The sequence below is a fragment of the Stenotrophomonas sp. YJH_SMC_82 genome (assembly GCF_059368875.1).
The window spans coordinates 561,294-578,497 of sequence record NZ_JCAFSE010000002.1 but is presented as its reverse complement, the minus strand read 5'-3'; the positions used below and the strand labels follow the sequence as shown (position 1 = coordinate 578,497).

The 17,204-nt window shown below is 65.8% G+C and carries 15 protein-coding genes; 9 read left to right on the top strand and 6 right to left on the bottom strand.

Annotated elements, in window-relative coordinates:
• The first annotated feature begins 65 nt into the window (after positions 1-65).
• Positions 66-1,367, top strand: a complete 1,302-nt coding sequence (locus tag AC5P53_RS10400) for an MFS transporter (protein WP_164232474.1) — start codon at positions 66-68, stop codon at positions 1,365-1,367.
• Here the strand turns inward: AC5P53_RS10400 and AC5P53_RS10395 are convergent.
• The 4 genes from AC5P53_RS10395 to AC5P53_RS10380 all read right to left on the bottom strand — a co-directional run bounded on the left by AC5P53_RS10395 (position 1,348) and on the right by AC5P53_RS10380 (position 5,298).
• The gene (locus AC5P53_RS10395) at positions 1,348-1,809 is read right to left on the bottom strand and encodes a bacteriohemerythrin (RefSeq protein WP_004151683.1); all 462 of its coding nucleotides are present in this window, start codon (positions 1,807-1,809) and stop codon (positions 1,348-1,350) included. The genes AC5P53_RS10400 and AC5P53_RS10395 overlap by 20 nt on opposite strands.
• 85 nt (positions 1,810-1,894) lie before the next feature.
• Positions 1,895-3,238 carry a diguanylate cyclase gene (locus AC5P53_RS10390; RefSeq protein WP_041863220.1) on the bottom strand — a complete coding sequence of 448 codons (1,344 nt, stop codon included), beginning with the start codon at positions 3,236-3,238 and terminating at the stop codon, positions 1,895-1,897.
• Between the two features lie 96 nt (positions 3,239-3,334).
• Positions 3,335-4,897: an MASE1 domain-containing protein gene (locus AC5P53_RS10385; protein ID WP_241886651.1), complete on the bottom strand. Its 1,563-nt coding sequence runs from the start codon at positions 4,895-4,897 to the stop codon at positions 3,335-3,337.
• 134 nt (positions 4,898-5,031) lie between these two features.
• Positions 5,032-5,298 (bottom strand): hypothetical protein, encoded by a 267-nt coding sequence (locus AC5P53_RS10380; protein WP_241886652.1) that lies wholly within the window; start codon positions 5,296-5,298, stop codon positions 5,032-5,034.
• Positions 5,299-5,386: 88 nt separating this feature from the next.
• Here AC5P53_RS10380 and AC5P53_RS10375 point away from each other — a divergent pair, with 88 nt between their 5' ends.
• The gene (locus AC5P53_RS10375; RefSeq protein ID WP_229767378.1) at positions 5,387-5,845 is read left to right on the top strand and encodes a hypothetical protein; all 459 of its coding nucleotides are present in this window, start codon (positions 5,387-5,389) and stop codon (positions 5,843-5,845) included.
• Positions 5,846-6,003: 158 nt separating this feature from the next.
• Here AC5P53_RS10375 and AC5P53_RS10370 read toward each other — a convergent pair whose 3' ends face one another.
• Both AC5P53_RS10370 and AC5P53_RS10365 read right to left on the bottom strand, forming a co-directional pair.
• Positions 6,004-7,596 (bottom strand): MASE1 domain-containing protein, encoded by a 1,593-nt coding sequence (locus tag AC5P53_RS10370; protein ID WP_049405548.1) that lies wholly within the window; start codon positions 7,594-7,596, stop codon positions 6,004-6,006.
• Between the two features lie 225 nt (positions 7,597-7,821).
• Positions 7,822-9,099 carry an NAD(P)/FAD-dependent oxidoreductase gene (locus tag AC5P53_RS10365; protein WP_495227352.1) on the bottom strand — a complete coding sequence of 426 codons (1,278 nt, stop codon included), beginning with the start codon at positions 9,097-9,099 and terminating at the stop codon, positions 7,822-7,824.
• Between the two features lie 161 nt (positions 9,100-9,260).
• Here AC5P53_RS10365 and AC5P53_RS10360 point away from each other — a divergent pair, with 161 nt between their 5' ends.
• From AC5P53_RS10360 to AC5P53_RS10330, 7 genes are all read left to right on the top strand, one after another.
• The gene (locus AC5P53_RS10360) at positions 9,261-10,022 is read left to right on the top strand and encodes a gamma-glutamyl-gamma-aminobutyrate hydrolase family protein (protein WP_241886653.1); all 762 of its coding nucleotides are present in this window, start codon (positions 9,261-9,263) and stop codon (positions 10,020-10,022) included.
• Complete coding sequence (locus AC5P53_RS10355; protein ID WP_046429791.1) at positions 10,019-11,416, top strand: glutamine synthetase family protein; 1,398 nt, start codon at positions 10,019-10,021, stop codon at positions 11,414-11,416. The genes AC5P53_RS10360 and AC5P53_RS10355 overlap by 4 nt, the downstream gene beginning before the upstream one ends.
• 92 nt (positions 11,417-11,508) lie before the next feature.
• Entirely contained in the window at positions 11,509-12,618 is a 1,110-nt protein-coding gene (locus AC5P53_RS10350; RefSeq protein ID WP_014646565.1) for a polyamine ABC transporter substrate-binding protein, read from the top strand.
• A gap of 189 nt (positions 12,619-12,807) precedes the next feature.
• On the top strand, positions 12,808-13,944 hold the full coding sequence (locus tag AC5P53_RS10345) for an ABC transporter ATP-binding protein (RefSeq protein ID WP_014646566.1): 1,137 nt from the start codon (positions 12,808-12,810) through the stop codon (positions 13,942-13,944).
• The gene (locus tag AC5P53_RS10340) at positions 13,941-14,873 is read left to right on the top strand and encodes an ABC transporter permease subunit (RefSeq protein ID WP_014646567.1); all 933 of its coding nucleotides are present in this window, start codon (positions 13,941-13,943) and stop codon (positions 14,871-14,873) included. The genes AC5P53_RS10345 and AC5P53_RS10340 overlap by 4 nt, the downstream gene beginning before the upstream one ends.
• The gene (locus AC5P53_RS10335; RefSeq protein WP_005415928.1) at positions 14,870-15,712 is read left to right on the top strand and encodes an ABC transporter permease subunit; all 843 of its coding nucleotides are present in this window, start codon (positions 14,870-14,872) and stop codon (positions 15,710-15,712) included. The genes AC5P53_RS10340 and AC5P53_RS10335 overlap by 4 nt, the downstream gene beginning before the upstream one ends.
• A gap of 83 nt (positions 15,713-15,795) precedes the next feature.
• A complete protein-coding gene (locus tag AC5P53_RS10330; RefSeq protein WP_169410621.1) occupies positions 15,796-17,160 on the top strand; it encodes an NAD-dependent succinate-semialdehyde dehydrogenase in 1,365 nt (454 codons plus the stop codon).
• The last annotated feature ends 44 nt before the right edge of the window (positions 17,161-17,204 follow it).

The window sequence follows — 17,204 nt, the reverse complement described above, 5'->3', positions numbered from 1 at the left end:
CCATCGTCCCGTGCGACCACCGGCCCGTGGCAGAATCGGGCGATCCGCCGTTACCCGTGTTGCCGATGTCGACGATCACCGCTGCCGCACCGCCCGTGAACTCTCCCCGCCGCGTCCTGTTGGCCAGCCTGATCGGCACCACCATCGAATTCTTCGATTTCTACATCTACGCCACGGCCGCAGTGCTGGTGTTCCCGCACCTGTTCTTCCCGGACAGCAGCGAACAGGCGGCGCTGTTGCAGTCACTGGCGACCTTCGCGGTGGCGTTCATCGCACGGCCGGTCGGCTCGGCGGTGTTCGGCCATTTCGGCGACCGCATCGGCCGCAAGGCCACCCTGGTCGCTGCGTTGCTGACCATGGGCCTGTCCACGGTGCTGATCGGTCTGCTGCCGACCCACGCGCAGATTGGCCTGTGGGCGCCCGCGCTGCTGGCGCTGTGCCGCTTCGGCCAGGGCCTGGGGCTGGGCGGCGAGTGGGGTGGGGCGGTGCTGCTGGCCACCGAGAACGCGCCGCCGGGCAAGCGCGCCTGGTACGGCATGTTCCCGCAGCTGGGCGCGCCGATCGGTTTCCTGTTGTCGGCGGGCATTTTCCTGGCGCTCGGCCGCTGCCTGAGCCAGGACGACTTCCTGCAGTGGGGCTGGCGTATTCCGTTCGTGGCCAGCGCGCTGCTGGTCGGCCTGGGCCTGTGGGTGCGCCTGAACATCCATGAGACGCCCGACTTCAAGCAGGCACTGGAGCGCAAGGCGCCGGTGCGGCTGCCGATGTGGACGGTGCTGCGTGACCATCCGGTGGCGATGCTGCTGGGCACGCTGGGGGCGTTCGCCACCTTCGTGCTGTTCTACCTGATGACCGTGTTCAGCCTCGGCCATGGCACCGCCGTGCTGGGCTACAGCCGCGAGCAGTTCCTGCTGATGCAGATGGCCGGCATGCTGTTCTTCGCGCTGGGCATCCCGTTGTCGGCGCGCTATGGCGACCGCTGGGGCACGCGTCGCACGATGATCGTGGCCAGCGTGCTGATCATCGGCTTCGGCGTGCTGTTCGCTCCGCTGTTCCAGCCGCACAGTCCCTGGCTGGTCACGGCGTTCCTGTGCCTGGGCCTGTTCCTGATGGGGCTGACCTACGGCCCCTGCGGCACCTTCCTGGCCGAGATCTACCCGGTGGAAGTGCGCTACACCGGCGCCTCGCTGTCATTCAACCTGGCCGGCATTCTGGGTGCGGCGCCGGCGCCGTACCTGGCCACCTGGCTGGCGGAACGCTTCGGCCTGGTCGCGGTCGGCTACTACCTGTGCCTGACTGCGGCAGCGACCCTGTGCGCGCTGGTGGCCCTGCACCGGCGCGCGCTGCGGCTCAGCCAAAGAAACGCTTGAGCGTGCGCCCCAGCCAACCGCCGCCCTGGTGTTCGCGGGCGAACTGGTTCAAGTGCGCCTTGACCTGTTCGGCGTAGGCCTGGTCATCGCCGCGGATGTGGTTGAACAACCAGCGCGAGAGCATGGTGCGCAGTTCATCGCTGATGTCCTCGCCGGCCTGGAAGCGCATGCGGTACTCCGATACCCGCTTGATGAAGACTTCATGCACGCGCTTGTGCGCGGCACAGAACGGATAGCCCGCTTCCTCCATCAGTTCTTCCTCGAACGCGAAGTGCGACATGGTGTAGTCCACCACTTCGTCGATCACCTCGCCCACTGCCGCACGCTGCATGCTGGCCTGGGCCACGTGCAAATGGTTGAGCATCTCGATGATGCGGCGGTGTTGTTGGTCGATCACATCGATGCCGATGTTCAGATCGTCCTGCCAGACCAGTAGTGCCATCCCCGGCTCCCCTTCATGCGTATGTCGGGGCTGACTGTAGAGCTGCCGCGCTGGCGCGGCGTTGATCTGGATCAAGGCTGCCCGGTCAGGTCAGCGCGGGCTCGCGCGGGCGCAGCGGGCTGGCCACCGTGGTGCAGCTGACCCGGTTGCGGCCGCCGGCCTTGGCCAGGTACAGCTGGCGGTCGGCTTCGGAGATCAGCCGGTGCAGTGCATCGCGCTGCGGGCGCAGGCAGCACAGGCCGATGCTCACCGTCATGCGCAGGCTGGCGGTGCCGATGTCCACTTCCAGCGCGGCGATGCGCTGGCGCAGTTCCTCGAAGTACAGCAGGGCCTCGTCCTGCTCCATGTCCGGCACCAGCAGGCAGAACTCCTCGCCGCCGAAGCGGGCGGTCAGGTCGTGGCTGCGGGCATGCGCGGCCACCGCACCGGCCACCGCGCGCAGCGCGTCATCGCCGGCTTCGTGACCGTAGGTGTCGTTGATGTGCTTGAAGTGGTCGATGTCGATCATTGCCACCGCCACGCACTGGCCATGCAGCTGCAGTTGCGGCAGCTGGCGCTGGCTCTGTTCCAGGAAGCAGCGACGGTTGGGCAGGCCGGTGAGGAAGTCGCGGGTGGCCAGGTCCTGCAGCGTGCCGATCAGCTCCAGCTGGTCCACATTCTGCGAGACGCGGCAGAAGAACTCCTCGCGCGAGAACGGCTTGCGCAGGAAGTCGTTGGCGCCGTTCTTCAGGAAGCGCGGGATCAGCGAAGCGTCGGTGTTACCGGAAATGCCGATCACCGCCACCTTGTCGCGCGAGCGCAGGGTGCGCAGGCGGCGGGTGAACTCCACGCCCTGCATGCCGGGCATTTCCTGGTCGACCACGGCCAGGCGGATCGCAGGATGCGCGTCGATCGCGGCCAGGCCCTCGTTGCCGTCAGCGGCCTCGTGCACCTCGTGGCCGTACATGCGCAGCAGGGCGGCGGCATAGCCGCGCGCGGACGGCGAGTCGTCCACCACCAGTGCCGCAATGCGCCGGTTGCGCTCCAGGCGCTGCACCAGCCACACCAGGTAGTCGATGCTGCCCGGCGTGTTCTTCAGCACGTAGTCGATGATCTGCTGCTGCAGTACGCGCTTGCGCAGATCCTCGTCGTAGACGCTGCTGACCACCACGGTGGGCAGGCCGCGCCTGAGGAAGAACTCGACCACCGCGTCGCGGTCGCCGTCGGCCAGCACCAGCCCGGTCAGTACCAGGAACCAGCCCCCATCCTCGCTCAGCAGGCGATCGGCCTCGGCCAGGGTGGAAGCGATCACCACCGGCAGTTCCAGGCGCTGCTCGATGGCCTCGCGCAGCATGCCGGTGAACGCACGGGAGTTTTCGACCAGCAGGATCCGCTGCGGCAGCGGATCGGCCAGGTCGCCATCGACGGCGGCCTGCGGCAGGACGGGCATGATGCGGTGGCTCACGAGGGAGGGACTCGGCACGGATAGCGGCGGTTTCGGGTGCAACTTTAGCCGGAGCAGCGTGCCCTGCGCGTCGTTCACCGATCAGGCAGGCGATGCGAATGCCGCCGCTGTACCCGCAAGCGATTCGTGCAGGACGAGCCGGAGCCGGTTGCCACGGCAATGCACCGTGCCGCCGTAGGCCATTATCCGGCCGGCCAGACGCTCGATGGCCTGCTGAACGGTCCGGTTCGACAGCGTGCGACCGCGGTCAAGCAGGCCAACGACCACCACGATGCCGCGCCGGTCGCCCGCCTGGCCGCTCCGGGCGCGCACGCTGACCTGTCCCGACTCCAGTTCCAGCAGCAGCGACACCGCCTCGATCAGCGAGCGATAGATGGCGAGCTGCAGGTCGACAGTCAGCAGGCAGGGGTTGCCCTCCAGCCGGGGCGGAATCACGCGATGAGAGTTGTCCCAGCTTTCGCATGCGCCGCCAACCCGCAGCGCGATATACAGCCCAACCTGCTCCAGCCCCGTGGGGTAGACCAGACTGGCCTGTTCACGGAACAGCCGCGAGTGCACGGATGAGGCGTGCTGCAGGCTGTTGGCCACCGCATGATGCCCCTGCGCCTTCAGCCAGCTGACCATCTCGCCGAGCGAGCTGTCCATGCCTTCGCCGAGTTGCTTGAGATGGGAGGCGCGCTCGCGAAGCTCACGCTCACGGGTCTGGTGCGAACTACGTGCCAGGCGCAACGTGGTTTCCTCTGCCAGTCCACGGCACCGTGCACGCTCATGGTGATAGCTGATGCTGGACCCCAGGGCGAGCAGTGCGACACTCATCACGGCCATGTTCTGCTGGGTGGCGAAGGTGCCCAGGTCGAACGAGGACGGTAGGCCGGTGCTGGGTGTGGCGAAATGGAGTGGAAGGTTCAACAGCGGAATCGCGATGGCAGCGCCACGCCACCCATGCATGAAGGTCAGGGCGATCGCTGGGAGGGAGGACAGCAGTACCAGGTGGGTGCGTGTGGTGTGGGCGCTGATGGCCGTAAGCTGCATGCACAGGCCCAGGACCAGCATCACCAGGATGGCCGTGACCGTAGGCGCAGCAAAGCGGCGCGTCCAATTGGGGGCCGCGTGTCGTCGCGACCAGAGGAATGCCAACGGCACGAGGGTGATGATGGCGGCGAAGTGGCCAAAGATCGTGCGATCAACTGCGCTAAGCAGGTTGCTCGGCGGTGGGTTCGACCACAGAGCAAATGAAATGCCCATATTGAGAGCCGGGACGAACAACGCCATGCAGAAGGTCAACGACAGCAACCAGAGGCCGGTGGCGGACTCCGATGGCATTCTCATGCGATGCAGGTAGACCACCAGCATCGCCACCGGCATCAGCAGCGTCGAGGCCAGGATGACCCAGGCCAGGCCGTAGCTGTCGATCATGGGAATGCGCAAGGTTGCGAAGTACGCGTACTCGCCAAGCAGCAGGTAGGGCCACAGGCGGGTCGGGACGATCAGTAGTGCCGCTGCCCGGATGCCCGCGGGCAGGAAGAACTGATCCAGCGAGAACTGACGCGAGGCAAGGCAGCCCAAGGCGTAGACGGCCGCGAGTGCGATTCCGACGGGTCGGATCCGGAAGCTCAGTTCAATTGCTTCTTTGAATCGGTCCAAGCCCGCGCCTCTCGTCTCCCGGCCAATGATGACTGACCACTTCCGCAGACACTATCGACAGTTGGAGATGGGTGCAATCGAGGTGTCTGGCCTCCCTTTGCGCTGCAATCGGCGGCTTCCCATGCTTCGAGGCCCTACATGCCCGGCAGTGCGGCGGCATAGCCACCAGAGGACGGTGAATCATCCACAATCAGTGCGCCCATGTGTCGATCGCGTTTCAGCCGTTGCACCCGCCACATTCGGCGGTTGATGCTGTCCGCTGTGTTCGCCGTCACACAATCGACGACATCCTGCTGTTGCACGCGCCTGTCCAGGGCCTTGTCGCAGATGCCGCTGACCCGCACCGTGCGCGGGTTTCGCCGCGGGTATTGGCGATTTCGGAGGCAGATTCGGCGTGGCATGGGTTTGCATCGATCCAGTGGATTATCTCCGACAGGCACTGCGGAGTCCGCCCGGTATATGCTGATGCGATTGGCGGTAGCATCCTTCTTGATCCGTATTGCATCCAACCTGGAGGTCAGTGTGAGAAGTTTCCGAATTCATGCATTTGCTGGTGCATTGATGTTGGTGCCGGTATCCGTTTTTGCTTTTGCCCCGAGTGACGACCATGGAATCAAGTTGGCCGGCCAAGGACTCGGCCAGTCGATTCCGCAGGCACAAGACCTCAGCGTGGATCCCGGCTGGTTGGTCTATGGGTTCGAGCGCGATGGCATGGATTATTTCCAGGTAAACGATCTCGCAGGGCACGTGCACATCGTGATCGGCAATGCTGCCGGCACGTTCTGGGTGCTGCCGGCAGGTGACCCGTCTGCGAAGGTGTCGTTGCCGGAGCAGCGCCTGCCTGTTCCCGCCAAGGCCACCAGAACGGTTGTCTATCGGGCCCCCGCATTCACGCTGGTCAGATATGCAAGCGGAGCTGATGTGTTGTGGGCAGTAGAGGCACCCTGATACTGACAGTTGCCGGGATATCGGCCAGCTTCAGTATCAGACTGCATGGGCACCCGGTGTTCGCCGGGTGCCCATGACGCCCTGGGCCAGGGGGACGAGCGGGACGTTATGCGATTCTGCTGTGTTGGTTCGATCCGGTCGCTTGACTGTGAAATGCACTACTGCAGCGCAGAGGGTGCGGGGCAGCCGTACCGCGATGGAGTACTGGCTACTGCCTCCAGTCTGGTTTCGCGGTCGAGGAACAGAATCCTGACCCGGTTGCGATAGCAGTCAACGGTCCCGTCATAGGGGAGGGTTCGCCCGGTCAGTCGCTCGAACGCTGCCATCGTTGTCTGCTTGGAAAGGCGTCTGCGCTGTTCCAGCAGTGACACGACCATGAGGATTCCGCGCCTGGAGCCCATTCTGCCGCACCTTGCACGAATGCGAATCTGACCACCTTCATGCTTGAGAAGAATGGAGACCGCGTCAATCAGTGTCCGGTAAGCGGCCAATTGCAGTTCCACGCTCAGGTTGCAGGGGTCGCCTTTCAGATCCGGGCGGAGAACGCGCTCCGTCAGCTTCCACGACTCACGGATGCCACCCGCCTGCAGGGCCACGTAAAGCCCAAGATGCTCCAGGCCCGAGGGATAGACCATGCTTGTCTGTTCGCGAAAGAGCCGCGAATGTACATTCGAGGTATGCAGAAGGCTGTTGGCCACTGCGTGATGTCCCTGGGCCTTGAGCCATTCGGCCAGCTCAACCAGCGACGTATCAATGCCGTCGCCGAGCTTGCGAAGGTGCAGGGCACGTTCACGCAGCTCCATCTCGCTGGCCAATTGCGAGCTCCTCGCCAGATGGATGGCGTCCCTTTCCCCCATCTCGCGCAGCCTGTAACGGTGGTAGAAGTGGGTGATGCGTGATCCGAGCAGCAGCAATACGATGCCGCTGATCGCCATGATCTGCTGGGTGATGAAGGCCGCTGGATCGAATGCGGTGGGATGGGTGTTGGGCGTGGTCAGGCCGATGACCATGTTGAGCACCGGCACTGCAAGGGCAGCCCCCTTCCAGCCATACAGGCAGGTAAGCGCGGCCGCGGGGAGTGCCAACAGCAGCAGGAACGTTGCCTTCAATGCAATCCAGTCTGCGGGCAGTTGAGTCGCTGCTATCCCGATCAGCAGCATCGATGAAAGTGCTGCCAGCATCGGGGTCTTTCGTCGAGCGTTCCACTCCTGCCCCACGTCCTGCCGCGCCCACAGCATGGCGATGGGGGCCACCGTCAGAATGCCGATGAAATCACCCACGCTGAAGCGCGCGGCATTGGTCAGGAAGGGTGTGGAAGGAGGTGTTGGCCAGAGCAGATGGGAAAAGCTGAGGTTGAGCAGAGTAATAACGACGCTGGAAGCGGCGGCAATCAACAAGAGGCCGATCGTCTGCGACTCCGCCATCAGTCGCCGTTGCAGCTTCACAATCAGCATCACCGCTGGCATGAGGAATGCGGAGGCAACAATGACCCATGTCAGGCCGTACTTCTCGATCATCGGCACGCGGGACTGTGCAAAGTATGCATATTCGCCCAGCAGCAGGTAGGGCCACAGGCGCGGCGGGCACAACAGCACGGCTGCCACCCGGATGCCGGCTGGCAAATAGAACTGATCCAGCGACAGCTGTCGGGTTGCCCAATAGGCAACTGCATAAAGCAAGGCAATCATCAGGCCAGCCGGACGAATGCGCACCTTCAGCAACAATCCTTCTTTCCACCAGTCCAATCGCACGTCCCCCTCTCCTACGTGTCCCCTGTCAGCATCCATTCGCCGCGGGGCCCGGTTTCTGAGGACGGTATCGGTCTGCGAACGATTATGCAATTGCATAGCTGCGCATTTAGGAAATTGTCCAGCCATCCATCACAGATGTCGCGTGAAAATCTGTGACGTGTGCAGCACGATCAGCGCTGCGGTACGTTTGTCAGAACGTTCAATACAGGTGGAGATGCAGAATCTTCACCACAACGCATCCCGCAGCTTGTACCAGGACATCGCCGCCACCAGCAGCGGCGTGCGCAGCAGCCGGCCGCCGGGGAAGGGCGCATGCCGCAGGCGCTGGAACACGTCCAGGCGCTCGCTCTGGCCGGCAATGGCGGCGGCGATCACCTCGCCGGCCAGCCCGGCGGCGGCCACCCCGTGGCCGGAGAAGCCCTGCGCGAAGTACAGGTCGCCGTCCAGCCGGCCCCAATGCGGGGCGCGGTTGCGGGTGATGTCCACGTAGCCGCCCCATACCTGGTCCAGTGCCACGTCGGCCAGCTGCGGGAACACCTGGTGCATGCGCCGTTGCATCACCCCACGCAGGCCGGGTGGGGGCAGCGCCGAGTAGCTGGCGCGCCCCCCGAACAGCAGGCGATGGTCGTGGCTGAGGCGGAAATAGTCCAATGCCCAGGCGGTGTCGGCCACGGCCATGTCGTTGCCGATCAGGGCGCGGGCGCGCTCGGCCCCCAGCGGCGCGCTGGAGCCGATATAGGTGCCGACCGGCATGATCCGCCGTTCCAGCTCGGGCAGCAGGCCCTGCAGCCAGGCATTTCCGGCCACCACCAGATGCGCGGCGCGTACGCTGCCGTGGGCGGTGTGCAGGGTCGGCTGCGGTCCGCGCTGCACGCGGGTTACCGCCGAATGCTCGTGGATCACCACGCCGGCCGCGCGCGCCGCATCGGCCAGACCGCGCGCATAGGCCAGCGGGTGCAGGTGCGCGCTGAGCGGATCGAACATCGCGGCACGATAGCGCGGGCTGTCCAGCTGCGCGCGCAGGGCGTCACGGTCCCACCACTGCATGGGGTAGTCGTAATGGCGTTGCAGGTGCTCGCAGTTGGCCCGCAGCTCGCGCTCATGGCGTTCGCCGATGGCGACGCTGGCGTGGCCTTCCACCCAATGGCAGTCAATGCCGTGGCGATTGATGCGGGCGCGCATCGCCTGCACCGCGTCGCGCGACCAGTCGAACAGGTGGCGCGCATCATCACGACCGAGCTGACGCTCCAGCTCATCCACCTCGCAGCCGTAGCCGACCAGCGCCTGGCCACCATTGCGGCCGGACGCGCCCCAGCCGATCCGCTGCGCTTCCAGCACTACCACGCGCCGGCCACGTGCCGCCAGTTCCAGGGCTGCGGTCAGGCCGGTATAGCCGGCGCCCAGCACCGCAACGTCGGCCTGCACATTACCCTGCAGCGGGGGCAGTGCGGGCGGTTCGGGCAGGCTGGCGGCGTACCAGCTGGGCGGGAACGCGGCACTCACCGCAGGCCTCGCGGGCGCAGTGCGGGAAGGCGAAGCGGAGGAGGACGATCAGCATTCACCCCTCTAGTTTCGCCGATGCGTGACAGCCATGGTGTGACGGCACCGACTTGCCGCCTTCGCCGGACGGCAGGTAACGTGTCGGCACGCCAAGGAGTGTCCCCATGCGCCGCCTGCCCTGGGTGGGCCTGCCCACCGACAGCACCGTGCTCGGCCATCACCGTTTCGCGATGGCCGGCGAGAAGTACGTGCGCGCGCTGGCCGAGGCGGCCGAGGTGACTCCGGTAGCGTTGCCCAGCCTGCAGCCACCGCTGCCGGCCGGTAACTGGCTGCAGGGGCTGGATGGCCTGCTGCTGACCGGCGCGGTCAGCAATATCGAACCGCAGCACTACGAAGGTGGCCGCAGCTGGCCAGGCAATCCACATGACCCGGCCCGCGATGCCAATGCCTTCGCGTTGCTGCACGAGGCACTGGCGCTGGACCTGCCGGTGCTGGCGATCTGCCGCGGCTTCCAGGAGTTGAACGTCGCGCTGGGCGGCAGCCTGCATCCGCAGGTGCACGCGGTGCCTGGCCTGGCCGACCATCGCGAAGAACCGCAGGCGCCGGTGGAGGTGCAGTATGGGCCGGCGCACGCGGTCACGCTGGCCGCCGATGGCTGGCTGGCGCAGTGGCACGGCAGTGGCCGCGCGCAGGTCAATTCGGTACACGGGCAGGGTGTCGCCCGCCTGGCGCAGGGGCTGCAGGTCGAGGCCGTGGCCGACGATGGGCTGGTCGAAGCGGCACGCAGCCTGCACCATCGTTTCGTGCTCGGCGTACAGTGGCACCCGGAGTGGCGTGTCATGCAGGCGCCGTTCTATCACGCTATTTTCCGTGCGTTCGGCCAGGCTTGCCGGCAGCACCAACAGAACCGACTGGATTCCCGATGAGTTCCCGAACGCGCCCGCGCAAGACGGCCACGCCCCCCGCACCGCAGGAAAGCACGCTGCTGCGCTGGCTGAAGGAGCGGCGCATCACCGAGGTGGAATGCCTGGTGCCGGACATCACCGGCAACGCGCGCGGCAAGATCATTCCCGCCGACAAGTTCTCGCACGACTACGGCACGCGCCTGCCTGAGGGCATCTTCGCCACCACCGTCACCGGCGAGTTCCCTGACGATTATTACGAGCTGACCTCGCCATCCGACTCGGACATGATGCTGCGCCCCGATCCGGACACTGTGCGCATGGTGCCGTGGGCGGCCGACGCCACCGCGCAGGTCATCCACGATTGCTACACCAAGAGCGGTGAGCCGCACGAACTGGCGCCGCGCAACGTGCTGCGCCGCGTGCTGGCAGCCTACGCCGAGCTGGGCCTGCGCCCGGTGGTGGCGCCGGAACTGGAGTTCTTCCTGGTGCAGAAGAACACCGACCCGGACTTCCCGCTGTTGCCACCGGCCGGCCGCTCCGGGCGCCCGGAGACCGCGCGGCAGTCGTACTCGATCGATGCGGTCAACGAGTTCGACCCGATCCTCGACCTGATGTACGACTACGCCGATGCGATGAAGCTGGACGTGGACACGCTGATCCACGAGTCCGGCGCGGCGCAGCTGGAGGTCAACTTCACCCATGCCGATGCGATGGACCTGGCCGACCAGGTGTTCCTGTTCAAGCGCACCATGCGCGAAGCGGCGATGCGCCACGGGGTGTATGCCACGTTCCTGGCCAAGCCGATGGAAAACGAGCCGGGCAGTGCCATGCACATCCACCAGAGCCTGGTGCGGGTGAGCGATGGCAGCAACGTGTTCGCTGGCGAGACCGATGCCGAGGGCGAGTTCAGCCCGGTGTTCGGCCACTACCTGGGCGGCCTGCAGAAGTACGCACCGCAGGCGATGGCGTTCTTCGCGCCGAACGTGAACTCCTACCGCCGGCTGGTGTTCGGCGAAGTCTCGCCGAGCAACGTCCACTGGGGTTTCGACAACCGCACCTGCGGCTTGCGCGTGCCGCTGGATACGCCGGAGAACATGCGCGTGGAAAGCCGTTTCGCCGGGTCCGATGCCAATCCCTACCTGGCGATGGCCGCGACCCTGGCCTGCGGCCTGTTGGGCATCCGCGAGCGGCTGGCACCGGATGCGCCGGTGACCGGCAGCGCCAAGGAACTGGGCTACGACCTGCCGCGCTCGCTGGGCGAGGCGCTGGACGGGCTGGAGCGGTGCAGCGAGCTGCAGGCCCTGCTGGGTGAGCGCTTCTGCCGGGCCTACATCTCGGTCAAGCGCAAGGAATACGAGACCTTTTTCCGCGTCATCAGCTCGTGGGAGCGCGAGTTCCTGCTGCTGAACGTCTGAGCATCCGGAATAGAAAAATCCGCCGCCGGGGGGTAGGCTGGCACCCGTCGCCGGCCCCGCCGGCCCCCCCTTCCCGCATTCTGGAGCACCCGATGAAGCTGCGTATCCTCACGCTCGGCCTGGCCTCCGCCATGCTCGCCGCCTGTGGCGGTGGCAATGGCGGCGCGCAGGACAGCCAGGTCCTGAACGTCTACAACTACAGCGATTACATCGCCGAGGACACCATTCCGACCTTCGAGAAGGAGAGCGGGATCAAGGTGACCTACGATGTGTTCGACAGTGACGAGATGGTCGAGACCAAACTGCTGGCCGGCAACAGCGGCTATGACGTGGTGGTGCCGACCCTGAACTTCTTCGGTCGCCAGATCCAGGCCGGTGTGTTCCTGCCGCTGGACAAGAGCAAGATCCCGAACCTGGCCAACCTCGATCCGGCGGTGATGAAGCGCATCGCCACCCAGGACCCGGGCAACCAGTACGGCGTGCCGTACATGATCGGCACCACCGGCATCGGCTACAACGTGGACATGCTGAAGCAGCGCTTCGGCGGCAGCGCCGACATCGCCAACAGCTGGGACCTGGTGTTCAAGCCGGAGAACATCAGCAAGATGAAGGACTGCGGCGTGACCATCCTGGACACGCCAGCGGACATGATCCCGATCGCACTGCATTACCTGGGCCTGGACCCGCACAGCGGCGACCCGGCCGAGCTGCAGAAGGCCGCCGACCTGCTGAAGTCGATCCGCCCGTACGTGCAGAACTTCCACTCCTCGCAGTACGTGGGTTCGCTGGCCAACGGCGGTACCTGCCTGGTGGTCGGCTGGTCGGGTGACATCATCCAGGCCCGCGACCGCGCCGAGGAAGCCAGCAATGGCGTGCACGTGGCCTATTCGATCCCGAAGGAAGGCGCACCGCAGTGGTTCGACATGCTGGCGATCCCGAAGGACGCCAAGCATCCGGAAGCCGCGTACGCCTTCATCAACTACCTGCTGCAGCCGAAGGTTGCCGCGGCCAACACCAACTTCATCCACTACGCCAACCCGGTGCCGACCGCGACCCCGCTGGTGGACGAGGCGATCCGTACCGACCCGACCATCTACCCGCCGGCCGACGTGGCCGAGAAGATGTTCACCTACTCGATCAACACGCCGGAGACCGACAAGCTCTACACCCGGCTGTGGACCGAGGTGAAGACCGGGCGCTAAGGGCTGGCTGGCAGGTGGGTGCCGACCGTTGGTCGGCATGCTTTTCCGGCAGGGCCGACCAACGGTCGGCCCCCACCAGATCTGCAGATCCCCCCGGCCCGGTGGGTGCCACCCGTTGCCGTCATATCCCCTGCAGCCCCCGGCCGTTAGAATGGCGGCCGCTGTCCACCGCCCGCTCCCGGAGCCCCCATGCCCGTTGAAGCCCAGCCGGTAGCCGCCGTCGTCGACACGACCGGTGCGCCCGGCTATCTCTCCATTCGTGACCTGCGCAAGGAATTCGACGGTTTCGTCGCCGTCGACGACGTCAATCTGGACGTGCGCAAGGGCGAGATCTTTGCCCTGCTCGGAGGCTCCGGCAGCGGCAAATCGACCCTGCTGCGCTGCCTGGGCGGCTTCGAGACGCCCACCAAGGGCAGCATCACCGTCGATGGCCAGCGCCTGGACGCGCTGCCGCCGTACCAGCGGCCGGTCAACATGATGTTCCAGTCCTATGCGCTGTTCCCGCACATGACGGTGGAGCAGAACATTGCCTTCGGCCTGAAGCAGGATGGCCTGGGCAAGGACGCGATCAGCAAGCGCGTCGGCGAGATGCTCGACCTGGTGCAGATGGGCCACCTGGGCAAGCGCAAGCCGCACCAGCTGTCCGGTGGCCAGCAGCAGCGCGTGGCGCTGGCGCGGTCGCTGGCCAAGGGGCCGAAGCTGCTGCTGCTGGACGAGCCGATGGGCGCGCTGGACAAGAAGCTGCGCTCGCAGATGCAGCTGGAACTGGTCAGCATCATCGAGTCGTCGGGCGTGACCTGCGTGATGGTCACCCACGACCAGGAAGAAGCGATGACCATGGCCACCCGCATCGCGGTGATGGATGCCGGCTGGATCCAGCAGGTCGGCAAGCCGGACGAGGTCTACGAGCAGCCGGCCAACCGCTTCGTCGCCGAGTTCATCGGTTCGGTCAACCTGTTTGACGGGGTGATCGACGAGGACCTGCCCGAGTACGTGACCGTGCGCTCGCCGCTGTTCCCGGCACCGATCTACATCGCCCATGGCATCACCTGTTACGAAGGGCAGCCGGTCGCATTCGCGCTGCGCCCGGAAAAGGTGATGATCGGCAAGGACGAGCCGGAAGGGCACACCAACAAAGCGCAGGGCGTGATCGAGGACATCGCCTATTTCGGCAGCCATTCGGTCTACCACGTGCGGCTGCCCAGCGGCGCCAAGGTGCTGGCCAACTTCGCCAACTCGCAGCGCTGGGCCAGCGACGGCCTGACCTGGGGTGACAGCGTGTGGGTGCACTGGCGCGACAACGACGGCGTGGTGCTGACCTCATGAGCGTCGCCGGCCTGAAGCGCTGGCTGCCGGGGCTGCGTGCCACGGTGATCGGCATTCCGTACCTGTGGCTGCTGCTGTTCTTCGCAGTGCCGTTCCTGATCGTGCTGATGATCAGCTTCTCGCTCAGCCGGGTCGGCTCGCCGCCGTATACCTGGCTGCTGCAGTACGCCGACGGCGGCTTCTCGCTGAAGCTGAACCTGGAGAACTACCTGGCGCTGTTCCGCGATTCGATCTATGCGCAGGCGTTCCTGAGCTCGATCAAGATCGCGGCGATCTCCACCTTCTTCACCCTGCTGATCGGCTATCCGATGGCCTATGCCATCGCGCGCCTGTCGCCGGCCGCACGCAATGTGGCGATGATGCTGGTGGTGCTGCCGTCGTGGACCTCGTTCCTGATCCGCGTGTATGCGTGGAAGGCAATCCTGGACCGCAATGGCCTGCTCGACCAGTTCCTGCAGTTCACCGGCCTGCAGACGCTGATGACGTCGATGGGGCTGCCGAAACTGCAGCTGATCGATACGCCGACCGCCGCCTATATCGGCATCGTCTACTGCTACCTGCCGTTCATGGTGCTGCCGCTGTACGCCAACCTGGTCAAGCATGACCACCGCCTGCTGGAAGCGGCCTACGACCTCGGCGCCAAGCCGTGGCAGGCGTTCCTGCGCATCACGTTGCCGCTGTCGAAGGCCGGCATCATCGCCGGCTGCATGCTGGTGATGATCCCGGCGGTGGGTGAGTTCGTGATCCCGGAAATGCTCGGTGGTTCGGAGACGCTGATGGTCGGCCGCCAGCTGTGGAACGAGTTCTTCAACAACCGCAACTGGCCGGGCGCTTCGGCGATGGCGGTGGCGATGATCCTGTTGCTGCTGGTGCCGATCCTGCTGTTCAACCGTTCCCAGCAGCGCCTGCTGGAAGGGAAGCAGGCATGAGCCCGCGTACCGCCAAGGGCCTGGGGCTGGGCGTGCTGCTGCTCGGCTTCGCCTTCCTGTACCTGCCGATCCTGTTGTTGATGTTCTACTCGTTCAACAGCTCGCGGCTGGCGATGGTCTGGGCCGGGTTCTCCACCCGCGCCTACAGCGACCTGTTCGCCGACCGCGCGCTGATGGACGCGATGTGGACCAGCCTGGTGGTGGCGTTCTGGACCGCCTGTACCGCCACCGTGCTGGGTACGCTGGCGGCGATGGTGATGACCCGCTTCAAGCGATTCCGTGGCAAGCCACTGTTCGGCGCGCTGGTGACCGCGCCGCTGGTGATGCCGGACGTGATCCTGGGCTTCTCGCTGATGGCGCTGCTGGCATCGATGGGCGCGATTCCCGGCTTCCCGGCGCGTGGCCTGGCCACCATCTGGATCGCGCACGTGACCTTCACCCTCTGCTTCGTCACCGTGGTGGTGTCCTCGCGCCTGCAGGAAATGGACCTGTCGCTGGAAGAAGCGGCGATGGACCTGGGCGCCAGCCGGTTGACCGTGTTCACCCGCATCACCCTGCCCATCATCGCGCCGGCGCTGGTGGCGGGTTGGCTGCTGGCCTTCACCCTGTCGCTGGATGACGTGGTGGTGGCCAGCTTCGTGGCCACGCCGGGCTCGACCACGCTGCCGATGAAGGTGTTCGCTTCGGTGCGCATGGGCATCAGTCCGAAGATCAACGCGTTGGCCACGCTGTTGGTGTCGGCGGTGTCGATCGCTGCGGTGATCGGCTGGTACATCAACGCCCGCGCCGAGAAGCGGCGCCAGCGCGACCTGCAGCTGGCGCGGCAGGACAACGGCTGAGTACACGGCCTGTCGACAGCGCCGGCAACATCCGGCTCACGGACAGCGGCGCACAATGGGGGTCTTCCAGATGGAGATCCCCCATGACCGTCGAGATCATCGACCCGGCCACCGGCCAGGTGACCTACCGCCATGAACTGATGGGCGCTGCTGACATCGAGCAGCGCCTGCAGGCTGCCGCCGATGCCTTCCCCGGCTGGGCCGATCGCTCGCTGCAGGATCGCGGTGCCGTCCTTCGCCAGATCGCCGCGCAGCTGCGCACGCGTCGCGACGACCTGCAGCAGGCGATGACCCATGAGATGGGCAAGCTCAAGGCCGAGGCGCTGGCCGAGGTCGACAAGTGCGCTGCCGCCTGCGAGTACTACGCCGACCACGCGGCCGACTATCTCAAGCCGCAGCTGATCGACACCGAAGCCCAGCGCAGCTATGTGCGCTACGAGCCGATCGGCTGCGTGTTCGCGGTGATGCCGTGGAATTTCCCGGTCTGGCAGGTGTTCCGCTTCCTGGCACCGGCGTTCATGGCCGGCAACGTGGCCCTGCTCAAGCACGCCAGCAACGTGCCGCAGTGCGCCGACCTGATCCTGGCGGTGTGTCGTGACGGAGGCCTGCCTGAGGGCGTGTTCGACGTGCTGCACATCGACAACGACCAGGCTGCCGAGGTGCTGCGCGACGCACGCGTGAAGGCGGTGACGCTGACCGGCAGCGAACGGGCAGGGCGCTCGATCGCGTCCACTGCAGGCAGCCAGCTGAAGAAGTCGGTGATGGAGCTGGGTGGCAGCGATGCCTTCGTGGTACTCGACGATGCCGACCTCGACAAGGCCGTGGCGGCGGCGGTGAAGTCGCGTTTCGACAACAGCGGGCAGACCTGCATTGCGGCCAAGCGCTTCATCGTGGTCGATGCGGTCGCCGATGACTTCACCCGACGCTTCGTTGAAGCCGCGGGCCAGCGCCAGTATGGCGATCCCAGTGAGCGTGGCACCACGCTGGCGCCGATGGCCCGTGCCGATCTGCGCGACGAACTGCACAAGCAGGTGCAGGCCAGCGTCGCCAAGGGCGCGCGCGTTCTGGTCGGCGGCGAGCCCATTGCCGGCACCCATGCGGGCTATCCGGCGACCGTGCTCGATCAGGTCGGCCCAGGCATGCCTGCCTACGACGAGGAGCTGTTCGGGCCGGTGGCTGCGGTGATCCGGGTCAAGGATGAGGCCGAGGCGCTGCGCGTGGCCAACGACACCCGCTTCGGCCTGGGCGGCAGCGTGTGGACGCGCGACCCGGTGCGCGGCGAAGCCTTCGCGCAGCGCATGGAATGCGGCGCCGCGTTCGTCAACGCCATCGTCAAGAGCGACGCTCGGCTGCCGTTCGGTGGCAGCAAGCAGTCCGGATTCGGCCGGGAGCTGGCCGACCACGGCATCCACGAGTTCATGAACATCAAGACCGTCTACGTGGCTTGATGCCGAAGGGTAGTGCCGGCCGCTGGGCGGCATTGCCCTGGTTG

Bases quoted from the DNA above. Each gene is read 5' to 3' on its own strand.
- AC5P53_RS10400 (WP_164232474.1), top strand. From the start codon at position 66: ATGTCGACGATCACCGCTGCCGCACCGCCCGTGAACTCTCCCCGCCGC.
- AC5P53_RS10395 (WP_004151683.1), bottom strand. From the start codon at position 1,809: ATGGCACTACTGGTCTGGCAGGACGATCTGAACATCGGCATCGATGTG.
- AC5P53_RS10390 (WP_041863220.1), bottom strand. From the start codon at position 3,238: ATGCCCGTCCTGCCGCAGGCCGCCGTCGATGGCGACCTGGCCGATCCG.
- AC5P53_RS10380 (WP_241886652.1), bottom strand. From the start codon at position 5,298: ATGCCACGCCGAATCTGCCTCCGAAATCGCCAATACCCGCGGCGAAAC.
- AC5P53_RS10360 (WP_241886653.1), top strand. From the start codon at position 9,261: ATGCGCCGCCTGCCCTGGGTGGGCCTGCCCACCGACAGCACCGTGCTC.
- AC5P53_RS10355 (WP_046429791.1), top strand. From the start codon at position 10,019: ATGAGTTCCCGAACGCGCCCGCGCAAGACGGCCACGCCCCCCGCACCG.
- AC5P53_RS10350 (WP_014646565.1), top strand. From the start codon at position 11,509: ATGAAGCTGCGTATCCTCACGCTCGGCCTGGCCTCCGCCATGCTCGCC.
- AC5P53_RS10345 (WP_014646566.1), top strand. From the start codon at position 12,808: ATGCCCGTTGAAGCCCAGCCGGTAGCCGCCGTCGTCGACACGACCGGT.
- AC5P53_RS10340 (WP_014646567.1), top strand. From the start codon at position 13,941: ATGAGCGTCGCCGGCCTGAAGCGCTGGCTGCCGGGGCTGCGTGCCACG.
- AC5P53_RS10335 (WP_005415928.1), top strand. From the start codon at position 14,870: ATGAGCCCGCGTACCGCCAAGGGCCTGGGGCTGGGCGTGCTGCTGCTC.
- AC5P53_RS10330 (WP_169410621.1), top strand. From the start codon at position 15,796: ATGACCGTCGAGATCATCGACCCGGCCACCGGCCAGGTGACCTACCGC.